The organism is Methylobacterium crusticola (genome assembly GCF_003574465.1).
GTDB lineage: Bacteria > Pseudomonadota > Alphaproteobacteria > Rhizobiales > Beijerinckiaceae > Methylobacterium > Methylobacterium crusticola.
Window position 1 is genome coordinate 1 of record NZ_QOWC01000147.1, and the last position, 21,375, is coordinate 21,375.

General features: G+C 74.5%; 23 protein-coding genes. 14 read left to right on the forward strand and 9 right to left on the reverse strand.

Going from position 1 to position 21,375, the window contains the following annotated elements:
- Positions 1-182: 182 nt before the first annotated feature.
- From DT057_RS26620 to DT057_RS26635, 4 genes are all read left to right on the forward strand, one after another.
- Entirely contained in the window at positions 183-1,514 is a 1,332-nt protein-coding gene (locus DT057_RS26620; RefSeq protein ID WP_128565113.1) for an LLM class flavin-dependent oxidoreductase, read from the forward strand.
- A gap of 50 nt (positions 1,515-1,564) precedes the next feature.
- Positions 1,565-1,765, forward strand: coding sequence for a hypothetical protein (locus tag DT057_RS26625; RefSeq protein ID WP_128565114.1), 201 nt, complete (start codon positions 1,565-1,567; stop codon positions 1,763-1,765).
- Between the two features lie 29 nt (positions 1,766-1,794).
- Positions 1,795-2,655 carry a transglutaminase family protein gene (locus DT057_RS26630; protein WP_128565115.1) on the forward strand — a complete coding sequence of 287 codons (861 nt, stop codon included), beginning with the start codon at positions 1,795-1,797 and terminating at the stop codon, positions 2,653-2,655.
- A gap of 165 nt (positions 2,656-2,820) precedes the next feature.
- Positions 2,821-4,320, forward strand: a complete 1,500-nt coding sequence (locus DT057_RS26635; protein WP_128565116.1) for an MFS transporter — start codon at positions 2,821-2,823, stop codon at positions 4,318-4,320.
- A gap of 28 nt (positions 4,321-4,348) precedes the next feature.
- On the opposite strand, the gene DT057_RS26640 is transcribed toward DT057_RS26635, so the two are convergent.
- The 5 genes from DT057_RS26640 to DT057_RS26660 form a co-directional block, all read right to left on the reverse strand.
- Positions 4,349-5,374 (reverse strand): alpha/beta hydrolase, encoded by a 1,026-nt coding sequence (locus DT057_RS26640; RefSeq protein WP_128565117.1) that lies wholly within the window; start codon positions 5,372-5,374, stop codon positions 4,349-4,351.
- A gap of 163 nt (positions 5,375-5,537) precedes the next feature.
- Complete coding sequence (locus DT057_RS26645; protein WP_128565118.1) at positions 5,538-7,160, reverse strand: AMP-binding protein; 1,623 nt, start codon at positions 7,158-7,160, stop codon at positions 5,538-5,540.
- A gap of 24 nt (positions 7,161-7,184) precedes the next feature.
- Positions 7,185-7,994, reverse strand: a complete 810-nt coding sequence (locus DT057_RS26650; RefSeq protein ID WP_128565119.1) for an IclR family transcriptional regulator — start codon at positions 7,992-7,994, stop codon at positions 7,185-7,187.
- The gene (locus tag DT057_RS26655) at positions 7,995-8,282 is read right to left on the reverse strand and encodes a hypothetical protein (RefSeq protein ID WP_128565120.1); all 288 of its coding nucleotides are present in this window, start codon (positions 8,280-8,282) and stop codon (positions 7,995-7,997) included.
- Between the two features lie 37 nt (positions 8,283-8,319).
- Positions 8,320-9,546, reverse strand: coding sequence for an ABC transporter substrate-binding protein (locus tag DT057_RS26660; protein ID WP_203236385.1), 1,227 nt, complete (start codon positions 9,544-9,546; stop codon positions 8,320-8,322).
- 204 nt (positions 9,547-9,750) lie between these two features.
- Here DT057_RS26660 and DT057_RS26665 point away from each other — a divergent pair, with 204 nt between their 5' ends.
- From DT057_RS26665 to DT057_RS26690, 6 genes are all read left to right on the forward strand, one after another.
- The gene (locus DT057_RS26665) at positions 9,751-10,905 is read left to right on the forward strand and encodes an acyl-CoA dehydrogenase family protein (protein WP_128565121.1); all 1,155 of its coding nucleotides are present in this window, start codon (positions 9,751-9,753) and stop codon (positions 10,903-10,905) included.
- Positions 10,902-11,972 carry an acyl-CoA dehydrogenase family protein gene (locus tag DT057_RS26670; protein ID WP_128565122.1) on the forward strand — a complete coding sequence of 357 codons (1,071 nt, stop codon included), beginning with the start codon at positions 10,902-10,904 and terminating at the stop codon, positions 11,970-11,972. Before DT057_RS26665 ends, DT057_RS26670 begins: the two co-directional genes overlap by 4 nt.
- A 36-nt stretch (positions 11,973-12,008) precedes the next feature.
- A complete protein-coding gene (locus DT057_RS26675; RefSeq protein WP_128565123.1) occupies positions 12,009-13,193 on the forward strand; it encodes an NADH:flavin oxidoreductase/NADH oxidase in 1,185 nt (394 codons plus the stop codon).
- Between the two features lie 356 nt (positions 13,194-13,549).
- Positions 13,550-14,320 (forward strand): enoyl-CoA hydratase/isomerase family protein, encoded by a 771-nt coding sequence (locus tag DT057_RS26680; RefSeq protein WP_128565133.1) that lies wholly within the window; start codon positions 13,550-13,552, stop codon positions 14,318-14,320.
- A gap of 56 nt (positions 14,321-14,376) precedes the next feature.
- Positions 14,377-15,135, forward strand: a complete 759-nt coding sequence (locus tag DT057_RS26685) for an N-acyl homoserine lactonase family protein (protein WP_128565124.1) — start codon at positions 14,377-14,379, stop codon at positions 15,133-15,135.
- A gap of 169 nt (positions 15,136-15,304) precedes the next feature.
- On the forward strand, positions 15,305-15,586 hold the full coding sequence (locus tag DT057_RS26690; RefSeq protein WP_128565125.1) for a hypothetical protein: 282 nt from the start codon (positions 15,305-15,307) through the stop codon (positions 15,584-15,586).
- Between the two features lie 68 nt (positions 15,587-15,654).
- Here DT057_RS26690 and DT057_RS26695 read toward each other — a convergent pair whose 3' ends face one another.
- Positions 15,655-16,230: a hypothetical protein gene (locus tag DT057_RS26695; RefSeq protein ID WP_128565126.1), complete on the reverse strand. Its 576-nt coding sequence runs from the start codon at positions 16,228-16,230 to the stop codon at positions 15,655-15,657.
- Between the two features lie 200 nt (positions 16,231-16,430).
- Positions 16,431-17,516: an HD-GYP domain-containing protein gene (locus DT057_RS26700; protein ID WP_128565127.1), complete on the reverse strand. Its 1,086-nt coding sequence runs from the start codon at positions 17,514-17,516 to the stop codon at positions 16,431-16,433.
- A 145-nt stretch (positions 17,517-17,661) separates the two neighbouring features.
- Between DT057_RS26700 and DT057_RS35645 the strand changes: the two genes are divergently transcribed.
- From DT057_RS35645 to DT057_RS26710, 3 genes are all read left to right on the forward strand, one after another.
- The gene (locus tag DT057_RS35645; RefSeq protein WP_162501511.1) at positions 17,662-17,835 is read left to right on the forward strand and encodes a hypothetical protein; all 174 of its coding nucleotides are present in this window, start codon (positions 17,662-17,664) and stop codon (positions 17,833-17,835) included.
- Positions 17,836-17,853: 18 nt separating this feature from the next.
- Positions 17,854-18,438 carry a hypothetical protein gene (locus DT057_RS26705; RefSeq protein WP_128565128.1) on the forward strand — a complete coding sequence of 195 codons (585 nt, stop codon included), beginning with the start codon at positions 17,854-17,856 and terminating at the stop codon, positions 18,436-18,438.
- Between the two features lie 150 nt (positions 18,439-18,588).
- Entirely contained in the window at positions 18,589-18,990 is a 402-nt protein-coding gene (locus tag DT057_RS26710; RefSeq protein ID WP_238312939.1) for a DUF2441 domain-containing protein, read from the forward strand.
- A 33-nt stretch (positions 18,991-19,023) separates the two neighbouring features.
- On the opposite strand, the gene DT057_RS26715 is transcribed toward DT057_RS26710, so the two are convergent.
- The gene (locus DT057_RS26715; RefSeq protein WP_128565130.1) at positions 19,024-19,230 is read right to left on the reverse strand and encodes a hypothetical protein; all 207 of its coding nucleotides are present in this window, start codon (positions 19,228-19,230) and stop codon (positions 19,024-19,026) included.
- A 225-nt stretch (positions 19,231-19,455) separates the two neighbouring features.
- Between DT057_RS26715 and DT057_RS26720 the strand changes: the two genes are divergently transcribed.
- The gene (locus DT057_RS26720; RefSeq protein ID WP_128565131.1) at positions 19,456-20,001 is read left to right on the forward strand and encodes a hypothetical protein; all 546 of its coding nucleotides are present in this window, start codon (positions 19,456-19,458) and stop codon (positions 19,999-20,001) included.
- 39 nt (positions 20,002-20,040) lie between these two features.
- Here the strand turns inward: DT057_RS26720 and DT057_RS26725 are convergent.
- On the reverse strand, positions 20,041-21,375 hold a 1,335-nt coding region (locus DT057_RS26725; RefSeq protein WP_162501512.1), incomplete at its 5' end, for an amidase.

The window sequence follows — 21,375 nt, forward strand, 5'->3', positions numbered from 1 at the left end:
CGCGCGCCCGCCGGGGCGCCTCGGGATCGCGGGCGCCGGGTCCTCGTTCCCGCCCCGGGACCGGGCCCGCGGCGGGCTCCCCGCCGGCGCCGCGCCCCCGGGACGGCCGGCGGATCTCCGGCGCCCCGGCCTCGTTCCGCCGGTGGCGCCCCTCGAACCGACGCATCGCCACGGGTGACCCGATGAGACAGGACACGATGCGGCTCGGCGCCTTCTTCTACGCCACGGGCCACCACGTGGCGGGCTGGCGCCACCCCTCGAGCGAGGCCGATGGCGGCCTCATCCTCGAGCGCTACGTCGGCTGGGCCCGACGGGCCGAGGCGGCGAAGTTCGACCTCGTCTTCCTCGAGGACGGCACCGGCATCCGGGACGGCAACCTGCGCTCGAGCGAGCGGACCGCGCGCTCGGCCCATTTCGAGCCGGTGACCCTGCTCTCGGCCCTGGCCGCCGTCACGAGCCGGATCGGGCTCGTCGCCACCACCTCCACCAGCTTCAACGAGCCCTACAACGTCGCGCGCCGCTTCGCCTCCCTCGACCACCTCAGCGGCGGCCGCGCCGGGTGGAACCTGGTCACCTCCGCCACCGACCTGGAGGCGGCCAATTTCGGCAGCGACGCCATCGCCCTGCACGCCGACCGCTACGAACGGGCCGAGGAGTTCGTCGACGTCGTCCTGGGCCTGTGGCGGACCTGGGACGACGACGCGGTCGTGATCGACCGCGAGAGCGGCCAGTTCTCGAAGCCGGACGGCTTCCGGCCGCTCAACCACCGGGGCAAGCACTTCGCGGTCCGCGGGCCCCTCAACATCTCGCGCACGCCGCAGGGCCAGCCGGTGCTGGTGCAGGCCGGCTCGTCGGGCCCCGGCCGGGACCTCGCGGCGCGCACCGCCGAGGTCGTGTTCACCGCCAACCAGACCCTCGCCGAGGCGGTGGCGTTCTACCGCGACCTCAAGGAGCGCATGGGGCACTTCGGTCGGGCGCCGGACGACCTCAAGATCATGCCCGGCCTCTTCCCCGTCGTCGGGCGCAGCGAGGACGAGGCGCGCGCCAAGTTCGAGGCGCTGCAGGCGCTGATCGACCCCGTCGTCGGCCTCGCGCTCCTCGAGCGCATGGTCGGGGGCTTCGACCTGTCGGGCTCCGACCCCGACGGGCCGGTCCCGGAACTGCCCGAGGCCAACGGCGCGAAGTCCCGCCAGCAGCTGATGTTCGATCTCGCGCGGCGCGAGGGGCTGACGCTGCGCCAGCTCTACCTGCGCATCGCGGGCGCCCGCGGCCACTCGCAGATCGTCGGGACGCCCGCCCAGATCGCCGACGAGATGGAGGAGCGCTTCCGGGCCCACGGCGCCGACGGCTTCAACATCATGCCCGCCACCCTGCCGGGCGGGCTCGACGACTTCATCGCGCTCGTCCTGCCGGAACTGCGCCGGCGGGGCCTGTTCCGGCACGAGTACGACGGGCGGACGCTGCGGGCCCATCTCGGCTCGCGCCCCCCCGCCCCGCCGCCGGCCGCGCCCTGAGCCGGCCCGGGGCGGGCAGGTACAGGCCCGGACGGGCCGCCGACGTCCCGGTGACCATCCTGGACACCCGCCTGATCCGCGACACCATGGGGTGGCGCCCGCGCGTCGGGCTCGAGGACGGCCTCGCGCGGACGGTCCGCTGGCACCTGGCCCGGCGCGAGGGCCTCCGCCGGGCGGGCGTGACCGCGCCCGGCCGGGGCTCCCGCGGGCTGTCCCCGGGCGGGCTGTCCCCGGGGCGCCGGCGGCCCTAGGGTCGTGGGCGACGGACGGGAGGCTCCCAATGGTCGGCCTGCGCATCCACCACCGCACGACCTACCGGTACCGGCAGCCCGTGAGCCTCGGGCCGCACCGGCTCATGCTGAGGCCCCGGGAGAGCCGCGACCTGCGCCTCGTGTCGAGCGTCCTCACGGTGTCGCCCGACGCGGCCGTCGGCTGGGCCGACGACGTCGCCGGCAATGCCGTCGCGACGGCGACGTTCCGGGCCCCGGCCGAGACCCTCGTCATCGCGTGCGCGTCGCAGGTCGAGCTCAGCGCCGCCGCCTACCCGGTGTTCGACATCGCCGCCTCCGCCATCGCGTTCCCGTTCCGGTACGCCGACGACGAGTGGACCGACCTCGGCGCCCTCACGGTCCGGCAGTACCCGGACGAGGGCGACCGGGTGCGGACCTGGGCGCGGGGGTTCGTGGCCGGCGACCCCACCGACACCCTGTCGCTGCTCCGGGACCTCAACGCCGGGGTCGGCGGCCTCGCCTACCAGGCCCGGGAGGACGAGGGCACGCAATCCCCGGGTCAGACCCTGGCGCTGGAAGCGGGCTCCTGCCGGGACCTCGCGACGCTCTTCGCCGAGGCCGCCCGCAGCCTCGGCCTCGGGGCCCGGATCGTCTCCGGCTACCTGCACGACCCGACGCGAACCCTGCTGGGCTCGGCGGATGCGGGCTCCACCCACGCCTGGGTCGAGGTCTACCTGCCGGGCGCGGGCTGGATCACCTTCGATCCGACCAACCGCAGCGTCGGCGGCGCGAACCTGATCCCGGTCGCCGTCGCGCGCGACATCCGCCTGGCGATGCCGGTCGCCGGCAGCTTCGGGGGGCCTCCCGGCAGCTTCCGGGACATGGCCGTGGAGGTCAGCGTCGGCGCGTAGGCGCCGGCCCGCGGCGCGGGCCCTGGGGCCCGCCGGGGGCGCGAGCCCGGGGGCCCGCCGGGGGCGCGGGCCCGGGGGCCGGGGCGCCCGCCGCGGGGACGATCGAACCAAGTCGACGGTGTTGCCGTTGCCCAGGGTTGCCCCAAGGCGGCGGGAGCGAAGCACATGGCCGAGACGATCACCGCGACCCTCGAGGCGGGCCGCGCCCAGGGCGTGCCCGAGCGCGTGCCGATGGGCAGCATCGTCGAGACCGACATCCCGGCGCGCCTCGACCGGCTGCCCTGGGGCCGCTTCCACACCCTCGTGATCCTGGCCCTCGGCATCACCTGGGTGCTCGACGGGCTCGAGGTGACCCTCGCGGGCACGCTCATCGGCGCGCTGATGGAGAGCCCGACCCTGCACTTCAGCGCCGCCGACATCGGCTACGCCACCTCGGCCTACCTCGCCGGCGCGGTCATCGGCGCCGTCGGCTTCGGCTGGCTCACCGACCGGCTCGGGCGCAAGAAGCTGTTCTTCATCACGCTCGCGACCTACCTGATCGCCACGACGGCGACCGGTCTGTCCTGGGACATCTGGAGCTTCTGCCTGTTCCGCTTCATCACGGGCGCGGGCATCGGGGGCGAGTACACGGCCGTGAACTCGACCATCCAGGAGCTCATCCCGGCCCGCGCCCGCGGCTGGGTGAACCTCGCCATCAACGGCACCTTCTGGCTCGGGGCGGCCTCCGGCTCGCTCGCCGCCGTCGTGCTGCTGAACAAGGACGTGATCGACCCCCAGACCGGCTGGCGCGTCGCCTTCTTCATCGGCGGCGGCATCGGGCTCGTCATCCTGCTCCTGCGCACCTGGATCCCCGAGAGCCCCCGCTGGCTGCTCACCCACGGCCGCGTCCAGGAGGCCGAGGCGGTGGTCGCCGACATCGAGGAGCGCCTGAAGCAGGCCGGCGTGGACGTGCCCGCGCCGCCCGCGCACCTGCCCAAGCTGAAGATCCGCACCCGCTCGCACACGCCGTTCTCCGCCGTGTTCAAGGCCATGCTGCACGATTACCGCACGCAGACCCTCGTCGGCCTGAGCCTGATGATCGCCCAGGCGTTCTTCTACAACGGCGTGTACTTCACCTACGGCATCATCCTGCTCAAGGATTTCGGCGTCCCGTCCGACCACGTCGGCTGGTACCTGCTGCCGTTCGCCGCCGGCAACTTCCTGGGGCCGCTGCTCCTCGGCCGGCTCTTCGACACCGTCGGCCGCCGCCCGATGCTGGCCTTCACGTACGGGATCTCCGGCGCGCTGCTGGCCGTCGTCGGGTGGCTGTTCCAGCAGGGCACCCTCGGCCCGGTCGGCCAGACGGCGGCCTGGATGGTGGTGTTCTTCTTCGCCTCGGCCGCGGCGAGCTCGGCCTACCTGACGGTGAGCGAGACCTTCCCGCTGGAGGTGAGGGCCCTCGCCATCGCGGTCTTCTACGCCGTCGGCACGGGCGTCGGCGGCATCCTGGGGCCCTCGCTGTTCGGGGCGCTCATCGACACCGGCTCGCGCACGAACGTGTTCTACGGCTACCTGCTCGGCGTCCTGCTGCTCGCCGTGGCGGCGGTGGTGGGGGGGATCTGGGGCGTGGCCGCCGAGGGGAAGTCGCTGGAGGAGATCGCCAAGCCGCTCGCCTCCGCCGACTGACCCCGGCGCGGGCGCTGCCCGCGCGGGCCTACCGCTCCCGCAGGAGGCCCTTCCTGCGCATCCAGTCCTCGATCAGGCCGGCCACCTGGTCTGAGTTGGTGTCCATCATGATCATGTGGTCGTTCCCGGTGATGCCGACCTTCGGCAGCTCGATCACCTCGACGTCGCCGCCGCGCGCCTTCAGGTCGGCCGCGAACGCGAGCGAGAAGGGCTGCTGGCGCACCCAGACCGGCTCGCTCCCGATGTTGTCGCCCCAGACGATCAGCATCGGGATCGCCGTCAGCCTGTCGAGCTCGGGGCCCGGCGCGGGGGCGCCGGCCGGCTCGAGGGCGATCAGGCCCTTGACCGTGCCGGGCGCGTTCAGGGCCGCGCGGAAGCCGAAATTGCCCGCCTGCGAGTGCACCATCACCACCGAGGGGCCGACCTTCTCGACCAGGGCGTCGTAGGCGCGCTGCGTGATGGCGTCGTTGCTGGTCCAGCGCGGGACGAACTGCTTGGCGAACTGGTCGAAGGCCTGGACCGGGAAGCGGCCGCCCGGCGTGGCGACGCGCCGGGCCGGGTCGGTCGCGTAGGCCGGGCCGATCCGGAACTGCTCCCAGGCCTCCTTCTTGGTCCGGAAGAACGGCGGGGTCTTGTAGATCTCGGGGTAGCGCGCCCACGACGCCCTGCCCCGCTCGACCGCGTCCGACACGTAGACGGGGTGCCCGGCCCGGAAGAAGTACTGCATGAACCCGGGCTGGCCGTCGGGCTTGGTGTCCCAGGTCACCCCCGTCAGGCCGCCCCCGTGCCACATCAGCAGCGGGTACCTGGCGCGCTGCGGCTCGGGGATCAGGTACTGGACGTACATCTGCTCGACCTCGAAATCCCCGTTCGGGTCGACGCGGGTGGGCGGGGCGCCCTGCGTGAAGACGCTCTCGGTGACCGGGTAGCCGCTCAGGCTGGCCTGGCGCCCGCCCACGTGGAAGCTGCCGAACTCCTTGAGCACCTGCGCCTCGGCGGCGCCGGAGAGGACGGCCGCGGCCGTCGCGCACAGGATGGCCATCGCAGGGCGCATCGGATTCCTCCCCTGTCGGGCCGGCTCGCGGCCGGCGCCTGCGGGCCCTTGCCGGCCCCGGGGCGCGAGAGTAGCGCCGGCCGCCGCCGCCCGCGCAATGGCGATTCGGCAACGCGCCGTGCCGTCCCGCGACGGCGCCCGGCCCGGGGGCCGGCGGGGCGGTTCACGGCCGCGCGACCCGCTGCTTGAGCCCCCGCGTGTCGACGAGCTGCTCGGGGCCGAGGGTCCTCGCCCGCTCGGAGAGGACCCCCTTGGCGATCTTGTTGGATCCGGTCATCGGCTGCTCCTCGACGAAGCGGATCCAGCCCGGCGCCTTGTAGTAGGCGAGCCTCTCGAGGCACCAGGCGACCAGGGCCGCGGCCAGGTCCGGTCCCGGCGCGTGCCCGGGCTTCAGCTGGACGAAGGCCAGGACCTCCTCCTCGCGCACCGGATCGGGGAACGCGACGACGCCCGCGCGCTCGACGGACGGGTGCCGGTCGAGGACGGCCTCGACCTCGGCGGCCGCGATGTTCTCGCCGGAGCGGCGCACGATGTTCTTCTTGCGGTCGACGAAGCAGAGGCTGCCGTCCTCCAGCATCACGGCGACGTCGCCGGTGTGGAACCAGCCCCCGCGCCAGGCCGCGGCGGTGGCCTCGGGGTCGTTCAGGTACTCCGTGAAGAAGCCGAACCGCGGGTCGTCCCCCCGGAACCTGACCCCGAGCTCGCCCGGCTGCCCGGCCGCGAGCGGGACCGAATCCTCGTCCAGGATGGCGGCCTCGATCCCCCCCACGGCGCGGCCGAAGCTGTAGAGGTCCGGGTGGTAGGGCTCGTGCGCGTTGAAGATGCAGCGCCCGGTCTCGGTCATGCCCCAGCCCTCGCTCAGCGTGATGCCGAAGCGCGCCTCGAAGGCGCGCCGGAGCGCCGGGTCGCCGCCGCCGCCGCCGAGCCCGAGCCGGATCGCGTGCTCCCGCTCCTCGGGCGCCGGGTCCTGCTTCAGGAGCGTCGCCAGGACGACGCCGAGGTAGTGCAGCACGGTCGCCCGGGTCGCCACGGCGTCCCGCCACAACCGCCCGGGCCGGAAGCGCTCGGGCTGGATCAGGCAGCCGCCGGCCGTCATGATGCCCATGGTCGTGAGGGCGAGGCCCGCCATGTGGTACATCGGCACGGTGGAGTAGAGCCGCTCCTGCCCGAAGGCGAAGCGCTGGCGGCCCCCGTAGCCCGAGTACCAGATCCCCGTCGAGAGGAAGTAGCGGTTCGACAGGCTGCACCCCTTCGGCCGGCCGGTGGTGCCCGACGTGTAGAGGATCGCCGCCTCCGTGGTGGCCCCCGGCAGGCCCGGCAGGGGCGGGGTCGGCGGGGGCGCCAGGCGCCCCGCCCCGACCTCCTCGGTCGTCGCCAGCGCGACGTCGCCCCGGCCGGCCTGGGCCAGCATCCCCAGGAGCCGGTCCCGCCAGGCCGGCAGCGTGAGCACGAGGGCGGGCTCCGCGTTCTCCAGGAGGTAGGCGAGCTCGCCCGCCCGGAAATCCGGGTTGATCGGCACGATCGAGGCGCCGAGCGCGTTGAGGGCGAACCAGTGCCGGAAGAACTCGGGCCGGTTCTCCAGGAGGGCGGCGACGCGGTGGCCGTGGCCGAAGCCCGCCGCCCGGTAGGCCCGCGCGATCTCCTCGACCGCGCGCCCCGTCTCGCCGTAGCTGTGCTCGGCGCCGTCGGGGCAGTAGTCCCGGCCGGGATCCGGCGGGATGCACAGGAAGGCCGCGGCCGGGCGCGCCTCGGCGTGGGCCATGAAGTAGGACGCGATCGTGTACATCTGCCAGCTTCGCTCGCGCTTGCCTTACCGGAAGGTCGGTGGGTCGTCGTGGAGGGTGACGGCGGAGCGCAGGGCCTCGAGGAGCGCCTGCCAGTTCTGGCGGATGATGGCCGAGGAGCCCCCGACGCCGAGCACCACGGCCCGGCCGCCGATCGGGCGCCCGAGCGCCATCGCGACGACCCCCGCGCCCTGGGTCACGGCGTCCGCCGAGACCGCGAACCCGCGGGCGCGGACCTCCTCGACCCGCGCGAGGAGGTCCGGGAGCCTGAGGCCGGGGGCGCGCTCGGGGGCGGCGCGGATGCGCTCGAACGCCGCCGCGATCTGCGCGCCGGGCATCGCCGCGAGGAGCGCGAGGCCGGCGCCGGAATTGTGGAGCGGGCGCCGCGTGCCCGCCGGCAGGTGGAGCCGCATCGGGTTCGTGGCCTGGATCACGTGCGCGTAGAGGACGGACCAGTCCTGGAGCACGCCGAGCAGCACCGTCTCGCCCGTCGCCGCCGACACCTGCTTCATCATGTTCACGAGGCGCTGGTCGACGAAGAAGTAGTCGCTCAGCCACTGCCCCAGCAGGGCGACGCGGGCGGTCGGCAGGTAGCGCCGCGTGGTGTCCTCCTGCTCCAGGTAGCCGTGCCGCGCGATCTCGGCGAGCAGCACGGACGTGCTCGATTGCGGGAGGCCGAGGCTCAGCGAGATCTCCTTGACGCTGAGCGAGCGCCGCTCCCGCTCGAACAGCTCCAGGACGGCGAAGACCCGGCCCGCCGACTTCACGCCCGGCCCGGCCCGGGCTTCCCCGGCGGCGCGCGGCGGCCCGGGGGCCGGGCGGTCCGGGCGCCGCATTCACCGGGTCCCCGGCCGCTTCGGGGTCGTCTCCGGGCCGGGCGCGTGGATCCGGCCGCGGTCGATGCGGACGTCGTCGATGCCGTTCCTGCGGGAGGAGGGATTGGGCATGGCGACGCCGTCGCCGGCCGTGCCGATGCGCCGGCACGTGTCGCGGAGCTCCCCGCGGAGGCCGATCGGATCCCGGAGCAGGACGGCGACCGGATCGGGCCCCGCCTGCCCCGGGACGGTGACGAACGCCTCCATCGCGCCGTCGCGGGTGCCGACCGTGGTGACCGTCTCTCTCATGTGCCCTCGCGCGCTGAGCGGGTTGCCCGGCCGGCCGTCACGACTTGCGCATCAGCGGGCACTTGCTCTGGGCGCGCGGGATGTTCGCGTCCTCGCCCGGCACCGTCGCCATGACCTCGTAATAATCCCAGGGCGCCTTCGACTGCTCCGGGCTCTTCACGCGCAGCAGGTAGTAGTCGTGGATGTGCATCCCGTCCTCGCGGACGTGGCCGTTGCGCGAGAAGAAGTCGTCGACCGGCAGCGACCGGATCCTGGCGAGCACCGCGCCCGTCTCGGCCGTCCCGGCGGCCTGGACGGCCCTCAGGTAGTGCAGGGTCGCGGAGTAGACGCCGGCCTGCACCATCGTGGGCATGCGGCCGACCCGGGCGAAGAAGCGCCTGCCGAAGGCGCGGGAGCCCTCGTCGCGGTCCCAGTAGAAGGCCTCGGACATGTAGAGGCCCTGGGCGTTGGCGAGGCCCGCCGCGTGGGTGTCCGTGATCTGGAGCAGGAGCGCGGCGGCCTTCATGGGGCTGCCCCGGCCGAGGATGCCGAACTCGTGGGCCTGGCGCAGGGCCGTCGCGACGTCGATCCCCGTGTTGGCGAGGCCGAGGACGTTGGCGCCGGAATTCTGCGCCTGGAGGAGGTAGGACGAGAAGTCGTTCGTGCCGAAGGGGTGGCGCGCGGAGCCGAGCACCCTGCCGCCGAACTGCCGCACGACGCCCGAGGCGTCGCCCTCGAGGGCGTGGCCGAAGGCGTAGTCGGCCGTGAGGAAGAACCACTCGTTCCCGCCCTGGGACATCAGCGCCTTCGCGGTGCTGCGGGCGAGCGTGTAGGTGTTGTACGCCCACTGGAAGCTGTTGGGCGAGCACTTCTCGTTCGTGAGCGCCGAGGTGCCGACCGACGCCGCGATCATGATCTTGTTCTTCTCGCGCGTGATCTCGGACACCGCGAGGGCCACGGCCGAGTTCGCGAGGTCGAGGATCACGTCGACGCCCTCGGTGTCGTACCATTTCCGCGCGATGCCGGAGCCGATGTCGGGCTTGTTCTGGTGGTCGGCGGCGATCACCTGGATCGGGGCGCCGAGGAGCGTCCCGCCGAAATCCTCGACCGCCATCCTGACCACCTCGACCGAGGCCGGGCCGGCGGCGTCCGCGTACTGGCCCGACTGGTCGTTGAGGACCCCGAGCTTCACCGGCCTCGCGGGAGCCTGCGGCCTCGCGGGAGGCTGCGCGTGCGCGGCCGCGAGGCCCGCGGCGAGCATGACGGACGCGACCCACATCCTCATCGAGCACCCCTCCCGTGGCCGTCTTTATGGGTCGAGCCTGCGAGAGCGTGGCGCGATTGTCAATCACAGGGCGGACGCGCCGCGATCACATCCATGATCTCCCGGGTATAGCCTGTCGCCTCGTGCTTGTCTGATCACATCCGTGATTGCAAAGTGCGGCGATCCGGATTGACGGCGGGGCGGTCCTGTTGGAGAAATCAGCCGATGCTGCACAAGACGATCCGTCTCGACCCGATCGAGAAGCGCCCCGAATTCGACGCCCTGCGGCGCGAGGTCCGCGCCTTCCTGGCCGAGGCCGGCCGGGAGCGCGACCTCGGCCGGACGAACTGGAGCTCGTTCGACCCCGGCTTCAGCCGCCTGTGCGGGCAGCGCGGCTACGTCGGGATGACGTGGCCGGCGCGGTACGGCGGGCGCGACGCGAGCCCGATCGAGAAGTACGTCGTCAACGAGGAGCTGATCGCCGGCGGGGCGCCGCTCGGCGCGCACTGGGTCGCCGACCGCCAGTCGGGCACCCAGATCCTGCGCCACGCCCGCGAGGAGCTGCGGGCGGACATCCTGCCGCGCATCGCGCGGGGCGAGTGCTACTTCGGGATCGGGATGAGCGAGCCGGGATCGGGCTCCGACCTGGCCAGCGTGCAGATGCGGGCGCGGCGCGCGGACGGGGGCTGGCTCCTGTCCGGGCGCAAGCTCTGGACCACCAACGCGCACCGCGTGCACTACCTGATCGCCCTCGCCCGGACCTCGCCGGCCCCCGGGACGGACCGCCGGGCCGGCCTGACGCAGTTCATCGTCGACATGGCCACCCCGGGGCTCGGCGTGCGCCCCGTCCACGACCTCGTGGGCCACCACGAGTTCAACGAGCTGACCTTCGACGACGTCCGCGTCCCGGACAGCCACGTCCTGGGCCGCGAGGGCGACGGCTGGGCGCTCGTCACCGGCGAGCTCGCCTTCGAGCGCAGCGGCCCCGACCGCTACCTGTCGAACGCGCAGCTCCTGCTCGGCGCGGCCGACCGGCTGGGCGCCGAGGCCGCCCCGGGCGACCTGGCGGGCATGGGCCGCCTCGTCGCGCACCTGGCGGCGCTGCGCCGGATGTCCGGGTCGGTCGCCGGCATGCTCGAGCGGGGCCTCGTGCCCAACGCCGAGGCCGCCCTCGTGAAGGACGTCGGCACCCGCTTCGAGCAGGAGGTGCCCGAGACGGTCCGGAAGATGACGGCCGCCGCGCGCCGAAGGGGCGAGCGGGACGAGCGCTTCGACGCCCTCACCCGGGAGATGATCCTGACGGCGCCCTGCTACACGATCCGGGGCGGGACGACCGAGATCCTGCGCGGCATCATCGCCCGGGACCTGGGCCTGCGATGAGCGACCTCGACCTCCTGGAGGACAGCGCGAGCCGCTTCTTCGCCGGCGCGCACCGCCCGGCCGCGGGCGCCGAGGGCCCCGACGAGGCCGGGCTCGCCCGGCTCTGGGCCGAGACCGCCGCGATGGGCTTCCCCCTCGCCGGGGTGCCCGAGGACCTCGGCGGGGCCGGCATGACCCGCGCCGAGGCGAGCGTCCTCGTCCGCATCGCGGCCGCCCACGTCGCGCCGGTTCCCCTCGCCGAGACGATGGCGGCGTCCTGGGTCCTGGCCGACGCCGGGGCGGCCCCGCCGGAGGGCATCGCGACCCTGCAGGCGGGGCTCGGCTTGCCGGAGCTCGCCCTGTCGCCCGACGGCGACGGCTACGGCGCGACCGGGTGCCTGGCCGAGGTGCCGTGGGGCCGCGAGGCCGGGACGGTCGTGGCCCTCGCCCGCCTCGGCGGCGGGGCGGCCCTCGTCCGGCTGCCGGGCCGGGCGCTCGCCTGGACGGCCGCGACCAACATCGCCGGGGAGCCCCGCGCCGCGACCGCGCTCGCCGGGCACCCGCTCCCCCGCGCCGCCGTCACGGCCCTGCCGCCCGGCTACGACCTGCGCCGGCCGGGGCTGATCCTGGCGGCGCTCCGGGCCACCCAGCTCGCCGGCGCGATGCAGCGCGTCCTCGCCCTCGCCATCGACCACGCCAACACCCGGGTGCAGTTCGGCCGCCCGATCGGGCGCTTCCAGGCGATCCAGTCCCTGCTGTCGGAGGCCGCCGGCCACGTCGCGGCCGGGTCGGCCGCGGCGGACGGGGCGGCGAGCCGCCTCGACGATCCCGACGCGGAGGCCCTGGAGCTCGCGGTCGCCTGCGCCAAGTCCCGGGCCGGCGAGGCCGCCACCCGGGTCGCGGCGATCGCCCACCAGGTGTTCGGCGCCGTCGGCTTCACGCGCGAGCACGAACTCCACCACGCGACCCGGCGCCTGTGGGCCTGGCGCGAGGAGGCCGGGGACGAGGCGTTCTGGAACGAGCGCCTCGGCGCCATCGCCCGGGAGGCCGGCAGCGCCGGCCTCTGGGCGCGCCTGACGGCGCTCTGAGCGCCGGGGCGCCCGCCGATCGAAGGGAGGAGCCGGTTGAGCCTCGACCATTCGCAGCCCGCGCCGCAGCCCGCCGCGGCCGATCCCCTGCTCTTCACGCCGCTCGCCCTGCGCGGGCTCGCGCTGAAGAACCGCATCATGCTGTCGCCCATGGCGATCTACGGCGCCCGGGACGGCCTCACGGGCGACCTGCACCTCATCCATTACGGCCGCTTCGCCCTCGGCGGCGTCGGGCTGATCATGGTCGAGAACACGGCCGTCACCGAGGAGGGCCGGATCACCCACGGCTGCCCGGGCCTGTGGCGCGACGAGCAGGCGGAGAACCTGACGCGCCTCACGGGCTTCGCCCACGCGTGCGGGGCCGCGATCGGCATCCAGCTCAGCCATTGCGGCCGGAAGGGCTCGTCCCAGCGCCCCTGGCACGGCGGCGCCCCCCTGGGCGAGGCGGACGCGGCCCGCGAGGAGCACGCCTGGCCGATCCGCGCGGCCTCGGCCGAGCCGTTCGACGCCGGCTGGCCGGCCCCGAAGGCGCTGACCCTCGCCGAGATCGACGCGCTCGTGGAGGATTACCGCCGCGCCACGGCCCGGGCGCGCCGGGCCGGCTTCGACGTCGTCGAGATGCACTGCGCGCACGGCTACCTCCTCCACTCCTTCCTGTCGCCCCTCGCCAACGCCCGCACGGACGCCTACGGCGGCCCGCTCGAGAACCGGATGCGGCTGCCCCTGCGCGTCGCCGCCGCGATGCGGGCCGAGTGGCCGGCGGACCGCCCGGTCTTCGCCCGCATCTCGTCCGTGGACGGCGTCGACATCGGCTGGTCGCTCGAGGATTCGGTCGCCTTCGCGCTCGCCCTCAAGGGCGCCGGCGTGGACGTGGTCGACTGCTCGTCGGGCGGCATGAAGCTGCCGCGCGGCCGCTCCCTGGTCTCGCGGGACCGGGGCTTCCAGGTGCCGTTCGCGGCCCGCATCCGCCGCGAGGCCGGGATCGCGACGGTCGCGGTCGGCCTCATCCGCGATCCCCACCACGCCGAGGCGGTGCTGGCGGAGGGCAGCGCCGACCTGATCGCGGTCGGCCGCGAGGCGCTCTTCAACCCGAACTGGGCCGTGTCCGCGGCCCTCGCCCTGAAGGGACGCGGCGGCTGGTCGAGCTGGCAGGAGCGCTACGGCTGGTGGCTGGAGCGCCGCGCCGTCCAGCAGGGCGACGTTCACGGACGCGAGGGCTGACGGGTGCCGGCCGGGCGCATGCAACCAGGACCGAGGCCAGGACCGAGGCCATGACGTCGTTCGCGCCGATCACCGCCGCGGTCGCCGACCGGACGGCGGTCCTCACCCTGAACCGGCCGGAGCCGATGAAGGCCTGGACGCCCGTCGTGGCGCGCGAGGTGCGGGCCGCCGTGGCGGCGGGCCGCGACCCGGAGGTCCGGGCGGTCGTCATCGCGGGCGCGGGGCGCGCGCTCTGCGCCGGCGGCGCCGTGACCGCGATGGGGCCCGCCCGTCCTGCCGCCCCGCCGCCCGGCGGCCTTCACCGGGCGCTGACGCCCTCCTTCCGCGCTGAGACACGAGCAGGACACGGGAACGCCATGGGTGACGTCCTCGCCGGCACGTCCGGCCTCGTCGGCATCGCCGAGATCAACCGGCCGCCGCACAACTTCTTCGACAAGGAGCTCATCGGCGCGCTCGCCGAGGCCTTCGACGGGTTCGTCCGGCAGGGGATGCGCGCCATCCTGCTCTGCGCCGCCGGCAAGAACTTCTGCGCCGGCGCGAATTTCAGCCGGCCGGCCTCCGACACCGTGGGGGCCGCCGACGACCGCGGGACCGACCACCTCTACCGTCACGCGGTGCGCCTGTTCCGCTGCCCCCTGCCGGTCGTGGCGGCGGTGCAGGGGGGCGCGATCGGCGGCGGGCTCGGGGTCGCGATGGTGGCGGATTTCCGCGTCGCGTCCGAGAGCACGCGCTTCTCGGCGAACTTCAACCGCCTCGGCTTCCATCCCGGGTTCGGGCTCAGCGTGACGCTGCCGCGGGTCCTCGGGCCCCAGAAGGCCGCGCTCCTGCTCTACACGGGCCGGCGCATCACCGGGACGGAGGCGCACGCGATCGGCCTCGCCGACGTGCTCGCCCCGCCGGAGCGCCTGCGCGAGACCGCGATGGCGCTCGCGGCCGAGATCGCCCAGTCGGCTCCCCTGGCGGTGCAGTCGACCCGCGCGACCCTGCGCGGCGACCTCGCCGACAGGGTCGCGGCGGCGACGGACCACGAGCTCGCGCAGCAGGAGGTGCACTTCGCCACCGCCGACTTCCAGGAAGGCGTGCGGGCGATGGCCGAGCGGCGCCTGCCGCACTTCGAGGGACGTTGAGGGGCGACGGTCCCGATCCCGCCGGGATCGGGACCGTCGCCGGGAGGACACGACGCATGAAGCTGTTCGCCTTCGATTGCGGCTCCGTGGCGCTGCCCCACCGGGCGGTGCTGGACGGCGAGGCCGGAACGATCACCGTGCCGGTCCCGGCCTTCCTGATCCGGCATCCGCGGGGGACCGCGCTCTTCGACACGGGGCTGCACCGCGCCATGGCGACGGACCCGGTCGGCCGGCTCGGCCCCCTCGCCCGCTTCATGACCGTCGCGGCCACACCGGCGCAGCACATCCTGAGCCACCTCGCCGCGGTCGGGCTCGGCGCGGGCGACGTCGACCTCGTGGTCAATTCCCACCTCCACAACGACCATTGCGGCGGCAACGACGCCTTCCCGGCCGCGACCGTGGTGCTCCAGCGCGCGGAGTGGGAGGCGGCCCACGACCCGGAGCGCGCCGCGACGGCGGGCTACGACCCGCGCGACTTCGACCACGGGCAGGACCTGCGCCTCCTCGACGGCGATTCCGACCTGTTCGGGGACGGCACGGTCCGGCTGCTCGCCACGCCCGGGCACACGCCCGGGCACCAGTCCCTGCTCCTCGATGCGGGCGGGCGGACGCTGCTCCTCACGGCGGATGCCTGCTACCTGAGGCGGTCGATGGACGAGATCCGCCTCCCCCGGATCCTGGCCGACGCGGCCGAGACGGAGGCCTCGCTGCGCCGCCTGCGCCGGATGCGCGACGCCGGCACGCAGACGCTCTACGGCCACGACGCCGCGCAGTGGGCGGGCGTCCCGAAGGCGCCCGCGGCGGTCTGGGGCTGAGCCGGCTCCGGCGCGCCGCGGCGCACGGGCACCCGGGCGAGGCGGTGCGGTGCGGGGCGCCGGTACGGCGCCGGCGGGGCGCGCGTGCGCCGCAGGCGGCCCCGGGAACCTCGGGCCCGCGCCGCCGGTTCGCCCGGACCCGAGGTTCCGCCGGCTTGAGGAGACCCCCATGTCCGCAACGACGCTCCGCCTCCTCCTCGCCGCCTCCCTCGCCCTCGGCGCAGGCAGCGCGGCCCGCGCCCAGCAGGATGGCGGAGGCGGCGGCGGGGATTCCGGCAGCGGGCTGTCGCCCTACGCCGTGCTCAGCGGCAACGACCGCTCGGCGGGCATCAACAACGGCAATTACCGCGCCCCCCGGCTCGACCCCTACATCCAGGCCTATCCCCGCTACGGGCGCCCCGCGGACCCCTATCGCCCGGCGCCGCGCCCGCCCGGCGGCCGGCCGTACTGACCCGGCGCCACGGCCCCGGCGAGACCGGGGCCAAGATTCGTCGGTGTCAAGACCCGTCGAGGCGAAGTCTAGACGCCGTCCTCGCCGTAGCTGAACTTGCGGTCCTTGTCGAGGTACGCGTAGATGTCCTGGGCGTAGATTGCGTATCTCAGGTTGTTCACGTCGGAGGAGGCCGGCATGACGCCGAGGCTGGTGCCGGCGACGACGTGCTTCGCCACGATCCCGGCCGCCATGAAGACGCTCAGGTTGGTCGGGCTCGCGATGCCCTGCGCCTCCAGGAACGTGGCGCCCGAGATGAACGCGCACATCTCGTTGACGACGCCGAGGGTCTTCTTCTTGGTCGAGTCGATCCACAGATGCGTGCATTCGTGCACGACGTTCATGCGCTCGTAATCCGTCAGGCCATAGTTCATGTGCGGGAACGACAGTACGTTCTTCTTCTGGTCGTAGTGCGCGCCGACGCCTTTCTTCTGCGCCTCCACCTTGATGCCGACCCTCTTGGACGAGATGTGGTGAGCGGCCCAGAGGAAGCTGGCGCTCGTGATCGTGGTCCCGTCGACGTCGAACAAGATCCTTCCGCACGCGTCGTCCCACAAGATGGAGACGACGCGCTCGCGCAACTGCTGCTCCTGCGAGGCCGTCATGTGCCGCTCCCCTGCATGGCTCACGCCTCCCGCGCCGGCGCGGATGCCGGCGGGATGGATCACGATCGTCCCGGCGGGTGCGCCAGTGCCACCGCGGGCGCCGACGGGCCCACGCCCGGCGGCTCGGCCCTCAGGAAAGCCCGGAACGGCGCCCCGCGTCTGTGCGCGGGCGCATGCCGCGGGCGGGGCCGGTGGCCGCCTCAGGCGATCGTGGACGGGTTGGCGCAGCGTGAGATCACCGGCCGGAAGGCGCGCAGCAGGTCGGCATCGAGCTTCCCGCCCATGCCGTCCATGACGGCCCAGGCCTCCTGCGGGCGCATCGGCGCCCGGTAGGGCCGGCGTTCGGTGAGGGCCGAGTAGATGTCGCAGATCGTGATCAGGCGGACGAGGTCCTTGACCTCGGACCGGGCGAGCCCGTCGGGATAGCCCGAGCCGTCCAGCATCTCGTGATGATGGCGCACGACGTCCAGGGACTCGGCGTCGAAGCCGGGCTGCTGCGCGAGCAGGTCCGCGCCGACGGCCGGGTGCGTCTGCATCACGCCGGTCTCGGCGGGCGTGAGCCGGCCGGGCTTGTTCAGGATCGCCAGGGGGATCCTGGCCTTCCCGACGTCGTGCAGCAGCGCGGCGCGCGCCAGGCGCCGCTTGTCGTCCGGGCGCAGGCCGAGGGTGTCGCCGAAGGTCGCCGCGTAGCCGGCGACGCTCAGGGAGTGCTGGTACACCTCGGCCTCGTGGGCCCAGATGACGTCGAGCCAGGCGCGGATGCCGGCATCCGAGACGGCCTCGAGCACGAGCGACGTGCCGGTCTCGATCTCCTCCCGGCTCAGGGGCTGGTCGCTCGCCGCGGCATCGAAGACGCCGGTGATGATCCAGCAGGCCTCCGTGGCCTGCGCCTGCACGCGCCAGCGCGGGTGCCCGCGCCTGGCTTGCGCGGACGCCTCGATGGCGGCGATGAGCGCCGACAGGATGGTCTGCCGCGAGGCCGTGAGCGGCACGATCCGGGTGGCGCCGAGCGTGCGGGCGCGGGTGAGGATGGTGTGGCTGGTGTCGCGCGCCAGGTAGACGCACGGGATCGCGCGCGCGCGCACCGCGCTCATGGTGCGGCGGATGCCGGACAGGACCGCGACGTCGCCGAGGGGCACGTCGAGCAGGAGCGCGAGCACCGTGCCGGCCGGCAGGGCCTGGGCCGGGTCGAGGATGCGGCAGGGCAGCACGCGCTCGACGCCGCGCGCCAGGGCCTGCGCGGTGGTCGGGTTGCTCGAGAGGATGAGGATGTAGCCGTCCTGCATGGCGCCTTGCCCAGCCGCGGCAGAACGCACCGGCCTGTTCCACACCCGGCTCTGTTGCCCCGGCCCAGCTTCCGACGGAATGGTTAAAATTCTCCGCGTCCGCCGGCCGCTCCGTTCATCCCGCGCCCGCAGGATCCGGCGCGCCATGGGGGCGACGCCGTGCTTCGCCGGCCGGGCCGGCGCCCGCCCGCGGGCCGCGGCGCGCCGCCGCGCGGGCCGCGACAGTCACGAAAAGCACACCGCGCCGCCGATCGCCCGGCGCGGGGCCGAATGCGATGCGCGGGTCGGCGAATACGATTACGATCCAGGGCTTTACTGACCATACGGAAGCACCGCCATGCAGACCGTCACGAGCGACAGCGTCGCTCTCGGGTTCATCGCCGTCGTGGCGTGCGCCGGCCTCGCGGTCGGCGTCCAGACGCTGCGGCACCTGCGGCGCGCCGCCAGGAAGGCGGCGCAGCGCATCTGGTCGCTCCATTGCAGCGCCGCGGCGGCGCCGGGCGCCCGCGGGAACCTGTTCTACGTGCGACTGGCCGACCCGGCGCGGAACCGGTTCACGCTCAGCTACGTCAAGGTGCGCTCGCCCGCCGGCGCGGGGGCGTCCGCGGTCGCGTTCCGGCCCTACGGCCCGTCCGGCGAGGGCGGCGGCCACACCCACGTGACGTTCAAGCGGATGCTCTCGCTCAACCAGGAGATCGTCGCGCGCCGGGCCTACGAGCCGGCCGCGAGCGAGGCCGCTCCTGCGGGGGAGGGCCGGGTGTACTTCTTCGTGACCCCGCGCCCCGGGACGCTCTGGCGGCGCAGGCTGCCCGAGCGGCTGGTCGTCGACGTCGCCGTCGAGGAGATCTCCCCCGAGCGCGAGGTGCACCGCCTCACCCTCACGAGCGAGCCGGTCGCGTGGGCGCGGGATCCCGCCGCGTGATCCCCGGGCGCCGGCGCCTGATCCGGGCCCGCCCGAGCCTGGACGGGGATCGTATCGGCTGCCACACTGCCAATCATGGCCAACCTCTTCTATGCATCCCGCCACTATCGGAAACCCGGCGAGATCGTGTGTCCCGGACATTACGGGCGGATGATCGGGATCTCGGGCGCGTCGCATTTTCACTTTGCGCGCGAGCAGATCCTGGAGACGGCGCGGCGCTCGCGCTATTCGGAGAAGCCGTCGCGATTGCGCTGCATCTTCGCGTGCCGGAACGAGCAGGATGTCCGGCGCTACGTGGACGAGCAGGTCGCCCGCCATCCCGGCCGGATCCGCGAGCCCCTGTACGAGGTCGAGACCACGGACCCGAGGCCGCTGATGCACCACGGCGACTGGGCCGTGGCCGAGCTCGTGATGGGCGGCGGCCCGGAGGCGGAGGTCGCCGCCGACCGCTACTGGCAGGGCGTCCAGGGCCCGGCCCGGCCCGAGGCGCCGGGCACCTTCATGGAGGTCATCACCACCTCCCCGCTCCTCGTCCTGCGACGCCTGGCGTGAGGGGGCCGGCGCGGCCGCGCCGCGGGACGGTCCTCAGAGCTCGGTGAGCCGGTGCAGCTCGGCGAGCACGGCCGGGAAGTCCGTGGGCGCCTCCTTGAGGGGGATGCGCATCTCCCGCAGGGTGTTGGAGAGGGCGTCCACCATGGTGGTCGGCGTCGCGACGCTCGACGGCAGGACGCCCCTCGCCGCCAGCAGCGCGGCGGCGGCCTTCGGCGTCATGGGGCACATGGACCGCGACATTCGGGTTGCCTCTGCTGGCCTGGCGCACGCGCGGCGCGGGGTAGGCTACAGATGGTGCGCGCCCGGCGCGCCGAGGGGGGTCGGCGCGCCGCCGCGGTGACGCACCCCCCGCGCGCAAGGCGCCGCGGGTGCGGCGGGACCGCACCCGCGGCGGTGCGGCGAGACCGCCCGCGCGGCGGGGCGCGCGATCTGCTAGCCTCCCGCGCGCAAGAGGGCGAGGCTCGGATGACCGGCCCGATCCAGATCGACATCCCGGGTTCGCACCGGCGCAACGCCGCGATGCTCGCCGTCACGGGCGGCTTCGTGGCGATCTGCCTGTACCTCCTGTTCATGCGGCCCGGCGTGGGCGGGCCGCGCAGCCCCGAGCCGGGCGGCTTCACCGAGTTCGCCGCCCTGTTCGGGATCGTGTTCTTCGGGCTGTACTCGGCCATCCTGGCGCGGGAGCTGATCCGGCTCGGCGCCGTCATCTCGGTGGGGCGCCACGGCATCTTCGACCGGCGCCTCTCCACCGGCTGGATCCCCTGGACGGCGATCTACGACGTCAGGATCGTGCACCGGAAGGGCCAGCGCTGGCTCCTGCTGCGGACCGACCAGGACCGGGAGGCCCACCTCCCCTTCCGCACGGGCGCCCGCCGCGTCGCGGAGCGCAACGCGGCGGGCGGTCCCTACGGCTTCTGGGTCGAGGCGGAGAGCCTGAAGGGCGGGTTCGACGCGCTCCACTCCGCCGTGGCCCGCTTCCACAAGGTCATCGGCACCCTGCGGGAGCCGTGACCGGGTCGCGCGCGGAAAATCCTGTCGCGCGCGGGACGGTCACGCGGGCTCGGGCGGCGCCCGCAGGTGGTGGTCGGTGTCGCGCTGGAAGGCGGCGCCGACCGCGAGGCAGAGGGCGTCGTCGTAGGGCCCGGCCACGATCTGGGCGGAGACCGGCAGCCCGGTGCGGCCGAGGCCCGTCGGCAGCATCAGGGCCGGGAGCCCGGTGTAGTCGAACAGCATGGTGTTGCGCGGCAGCACCGCCTGGAGGGGCTCGGGCCGGCCGTTCACCGTGACGGTCAGGTCGGCCAGGGAGGCCGCCTCCCCGCCCAGGCCCGGGGTCACCAGCACGTCGACGCCCTCGAGGGCCGCCAGCACCCGGGCCTGCACGACGGGGCGCCGCCGGAGGGCGCGCAGGTAGTCGGTCGCCGCCAGGGTGCGCCCCTGCGCCAGCCGGGCGCGGGTGCCGGCATCGAGGTCGGGCGCGCGGTCGAGGTCCGGCTCCTGGAGGGCGGCGAGTTCCGCCATCACGATCGCGTAGCCGTCGGCATGCGCCGTCGCGACGTCGCCGAGGTCCACCGGCACGAGCCGCGCCCCCTGGCGCTCCAGCACCCCCAGCATCGCCTCCCAGGCGGCGAGCACCGCCTCGTCCTGCATCTGCGTGAACCAGCCCCCCGGCACGCCGACCCGCAGGCCCGCGAGGCCGGGACGCGCCCGCGCGGGGTCGTAGTGGCCGCCCGCGAGGTGGTCCTCGCCGTCCGGCCCGGCGATCCACGGCATCACCCGGGCGAGGTCCTCGGCCGAGCGGGCCATCGGGCCGACATGGTCGAGGGTCCAGGACAGGGGCGCGACGCCGGTGCGCGGCACGAGGCCCCGGGTCGGCTTGAGCCCGGTGATGCCGCACCAGGCGGCGGGCACCCGGATCGAGCCGCCGGTGTCGGTGCCGAGCGCGAGCGGCATCAGCCGGGCGGCCAGCGCGGCGCCGGAGCCCGTGGAGGAGCCGCCGGTCCAGCGCTCCCGGTTCCACGGGTTGCCGACGGCGCCGTAGCGGGGGTTGTGCGCCGAGCCGCAGGCGAACTCGGTGGTGGCCAGCATCGCGAGCGGGATCGCCCCGGCGGCCCGCAGGCGCGCCACCACGGTCGCGTCGCGCCCGGCGACGCGCGCGCCGGTGAGCCGCGAGCCGCAGGTGACGGGGGCGCCGGCGCAGTCGATGATGTCCTTGATGCCGAACGGCACGCCCTCGAGGGGCCGCGCGGTGCCCGCGCGCAGGCGGCGCGCGCTCTCGGCGGCGGCCGCGTCGGCGTCCGCGATCGGGGCCAGCACCGCGTCGCGGCCGGACGGGTGGCGGGCGATGCGGTCGCGCAGGGCGGCGAGGAGCCCGGCCGGGTCGAGGGC

Bases quoted from the DNA above. Each gene is read 5' to 3' on its own strand.
- DT057_RS26620 (WP_128565113.1), top strand. From the start codon at position 183: ATGAGACAGGACACGATGCGGCTCGGCGCCTTCTTCTACGCCACGGGC.
- DT057_RS26630 (WP_128565115.1), top strand. From the start codon at position 1,795: ATGGTCGGCCTGCGCATCCACCACCGCACGACCTACCGGTACCGGCAG.
- DT057_RS26635 (WP_128565116.1), top strand. From the start codon at position 2,821: ATGGCCGAGACGATCACCGCGACCCTCGAGGCGGGCCGCGCCCAGGGC.
- DT057_RS26640 (WP_128565117.1), bottom strand. From the start codon at position 5,374: ATGCGCCCTGCGATGGCCATCCTGTGCGCGACGGCCGCGGCCGTCCTC.
- DT057_RS26645 (WP_128565118.1), bottom strand. From the start codon at position 7,160: ATGTACACGATCGCGTCCTACTTCATGGCCCACGCCGAGGCGCGCCCG.
- DT057_RS26650 (WP_128565119.1), bottom strand. From the start codon at position 7,994: ATGCGGCGCCCGGACCGCCCGGCCCCCGGGCCGCCGCGCGCCGCCGGG.
- DT057_RS26655 (WP_128565120.1), bottom strand. From the start codon at position 8,282: ATGAGAGAGACGGTCACCACGGTCGGCACCCGCGACGGCGCGATGGAG.
- DT057_RS26660 (WP_203236385.1), bottom strand. From the start codon at position 9,546: ATGAGGATGTGGGTCGCGTCCGTCATGCTCGCCGCGGGCCTCGCGGCC.
- DT057_RS26665 (WP_128565121.1), top strand. From the start codon at position 9,751: ATGCTGCACAAGACGATCCGTCTCGACCCGATCGAGAAGCGCCCCGAA.
- DT057_RS26670 (WP_128565122.1), top strand. From the start codon at position 10,902: ATGAGCGACCTCGACCTCCTGGAGGACAGCGCGAGCCGCTTCTTCGCC.
- DT057_RS26680 (WP_128565133.1), top strand. From the start codon at position 13,550: ATGGGTGACGTCCTCGCCGGCACGTCCGGCCTCGTCGGCATCGCCGAG.
- DT057_RS26685 (WP_128565124.1), top strand. From the start codon at position 14,377: ATGAAGCTGTTCGCCTTCGATTGCGGCTCCGTGGCGCTGCCCCACCGG.
- DT057_RS26690 (WP_128565125.1), top strand. From the start codon at position 15,305: ATGTCCGCAACGACGCTCCGCCTCCTCCTCGCCGCCTCCCTCGCCCTC.
- DT057_RS26695 (WP_128565126.1), bottom strand. From the start codon at position 16,230: ATGACGGCCTCGCAGGAGCAGCAGTTGCGCGAGCGCGTCGTCTCCATC.
- DT057_RS26700 (WP_128565127.1), bottom strand. From the start codon at position 17,516: ATGCAGGACGGCTACATCCTCATCCTCTCGAGCAACCCGACCACCGCG.
- DT057_RS35645 (WP_162501511.1), top strand. From the start codon at position 17,662: ATGGGGGCGACGCCGTGCTTCGCCGGCCGGGCCGGCGCCCGCCCGCGG.
- DT057_RS26705 (WP_128565128.1), top strand. From the start codon at position 17,854: ATGCAGACCGTCACGAGCGACAGCGTCGCTCTCGGGTTCATCGCCGTC.
- DT057_RS26710 (WP_238312939.1), top strand. From the start codon at position 18,589: ATGATCGGGATCTCGGGCGCGTCGCATTTTCACTTTGCGCGCGAGCAG.
- DT057_RS26715 (WP_128565130.1), bottom strand. From the start codon at position 19,230: ATGTCGCGGTCCATGTGCCCCATGACGCCGAAGGCCGCCGCCGCGCTG.
- DT057_RS26720 (WP_128565131.1), top strand. From the start codon at position 19,456: ATGACCGGCCCGATCCAGATCGACATCCCGGGTTCGCACCGGCGCAAC.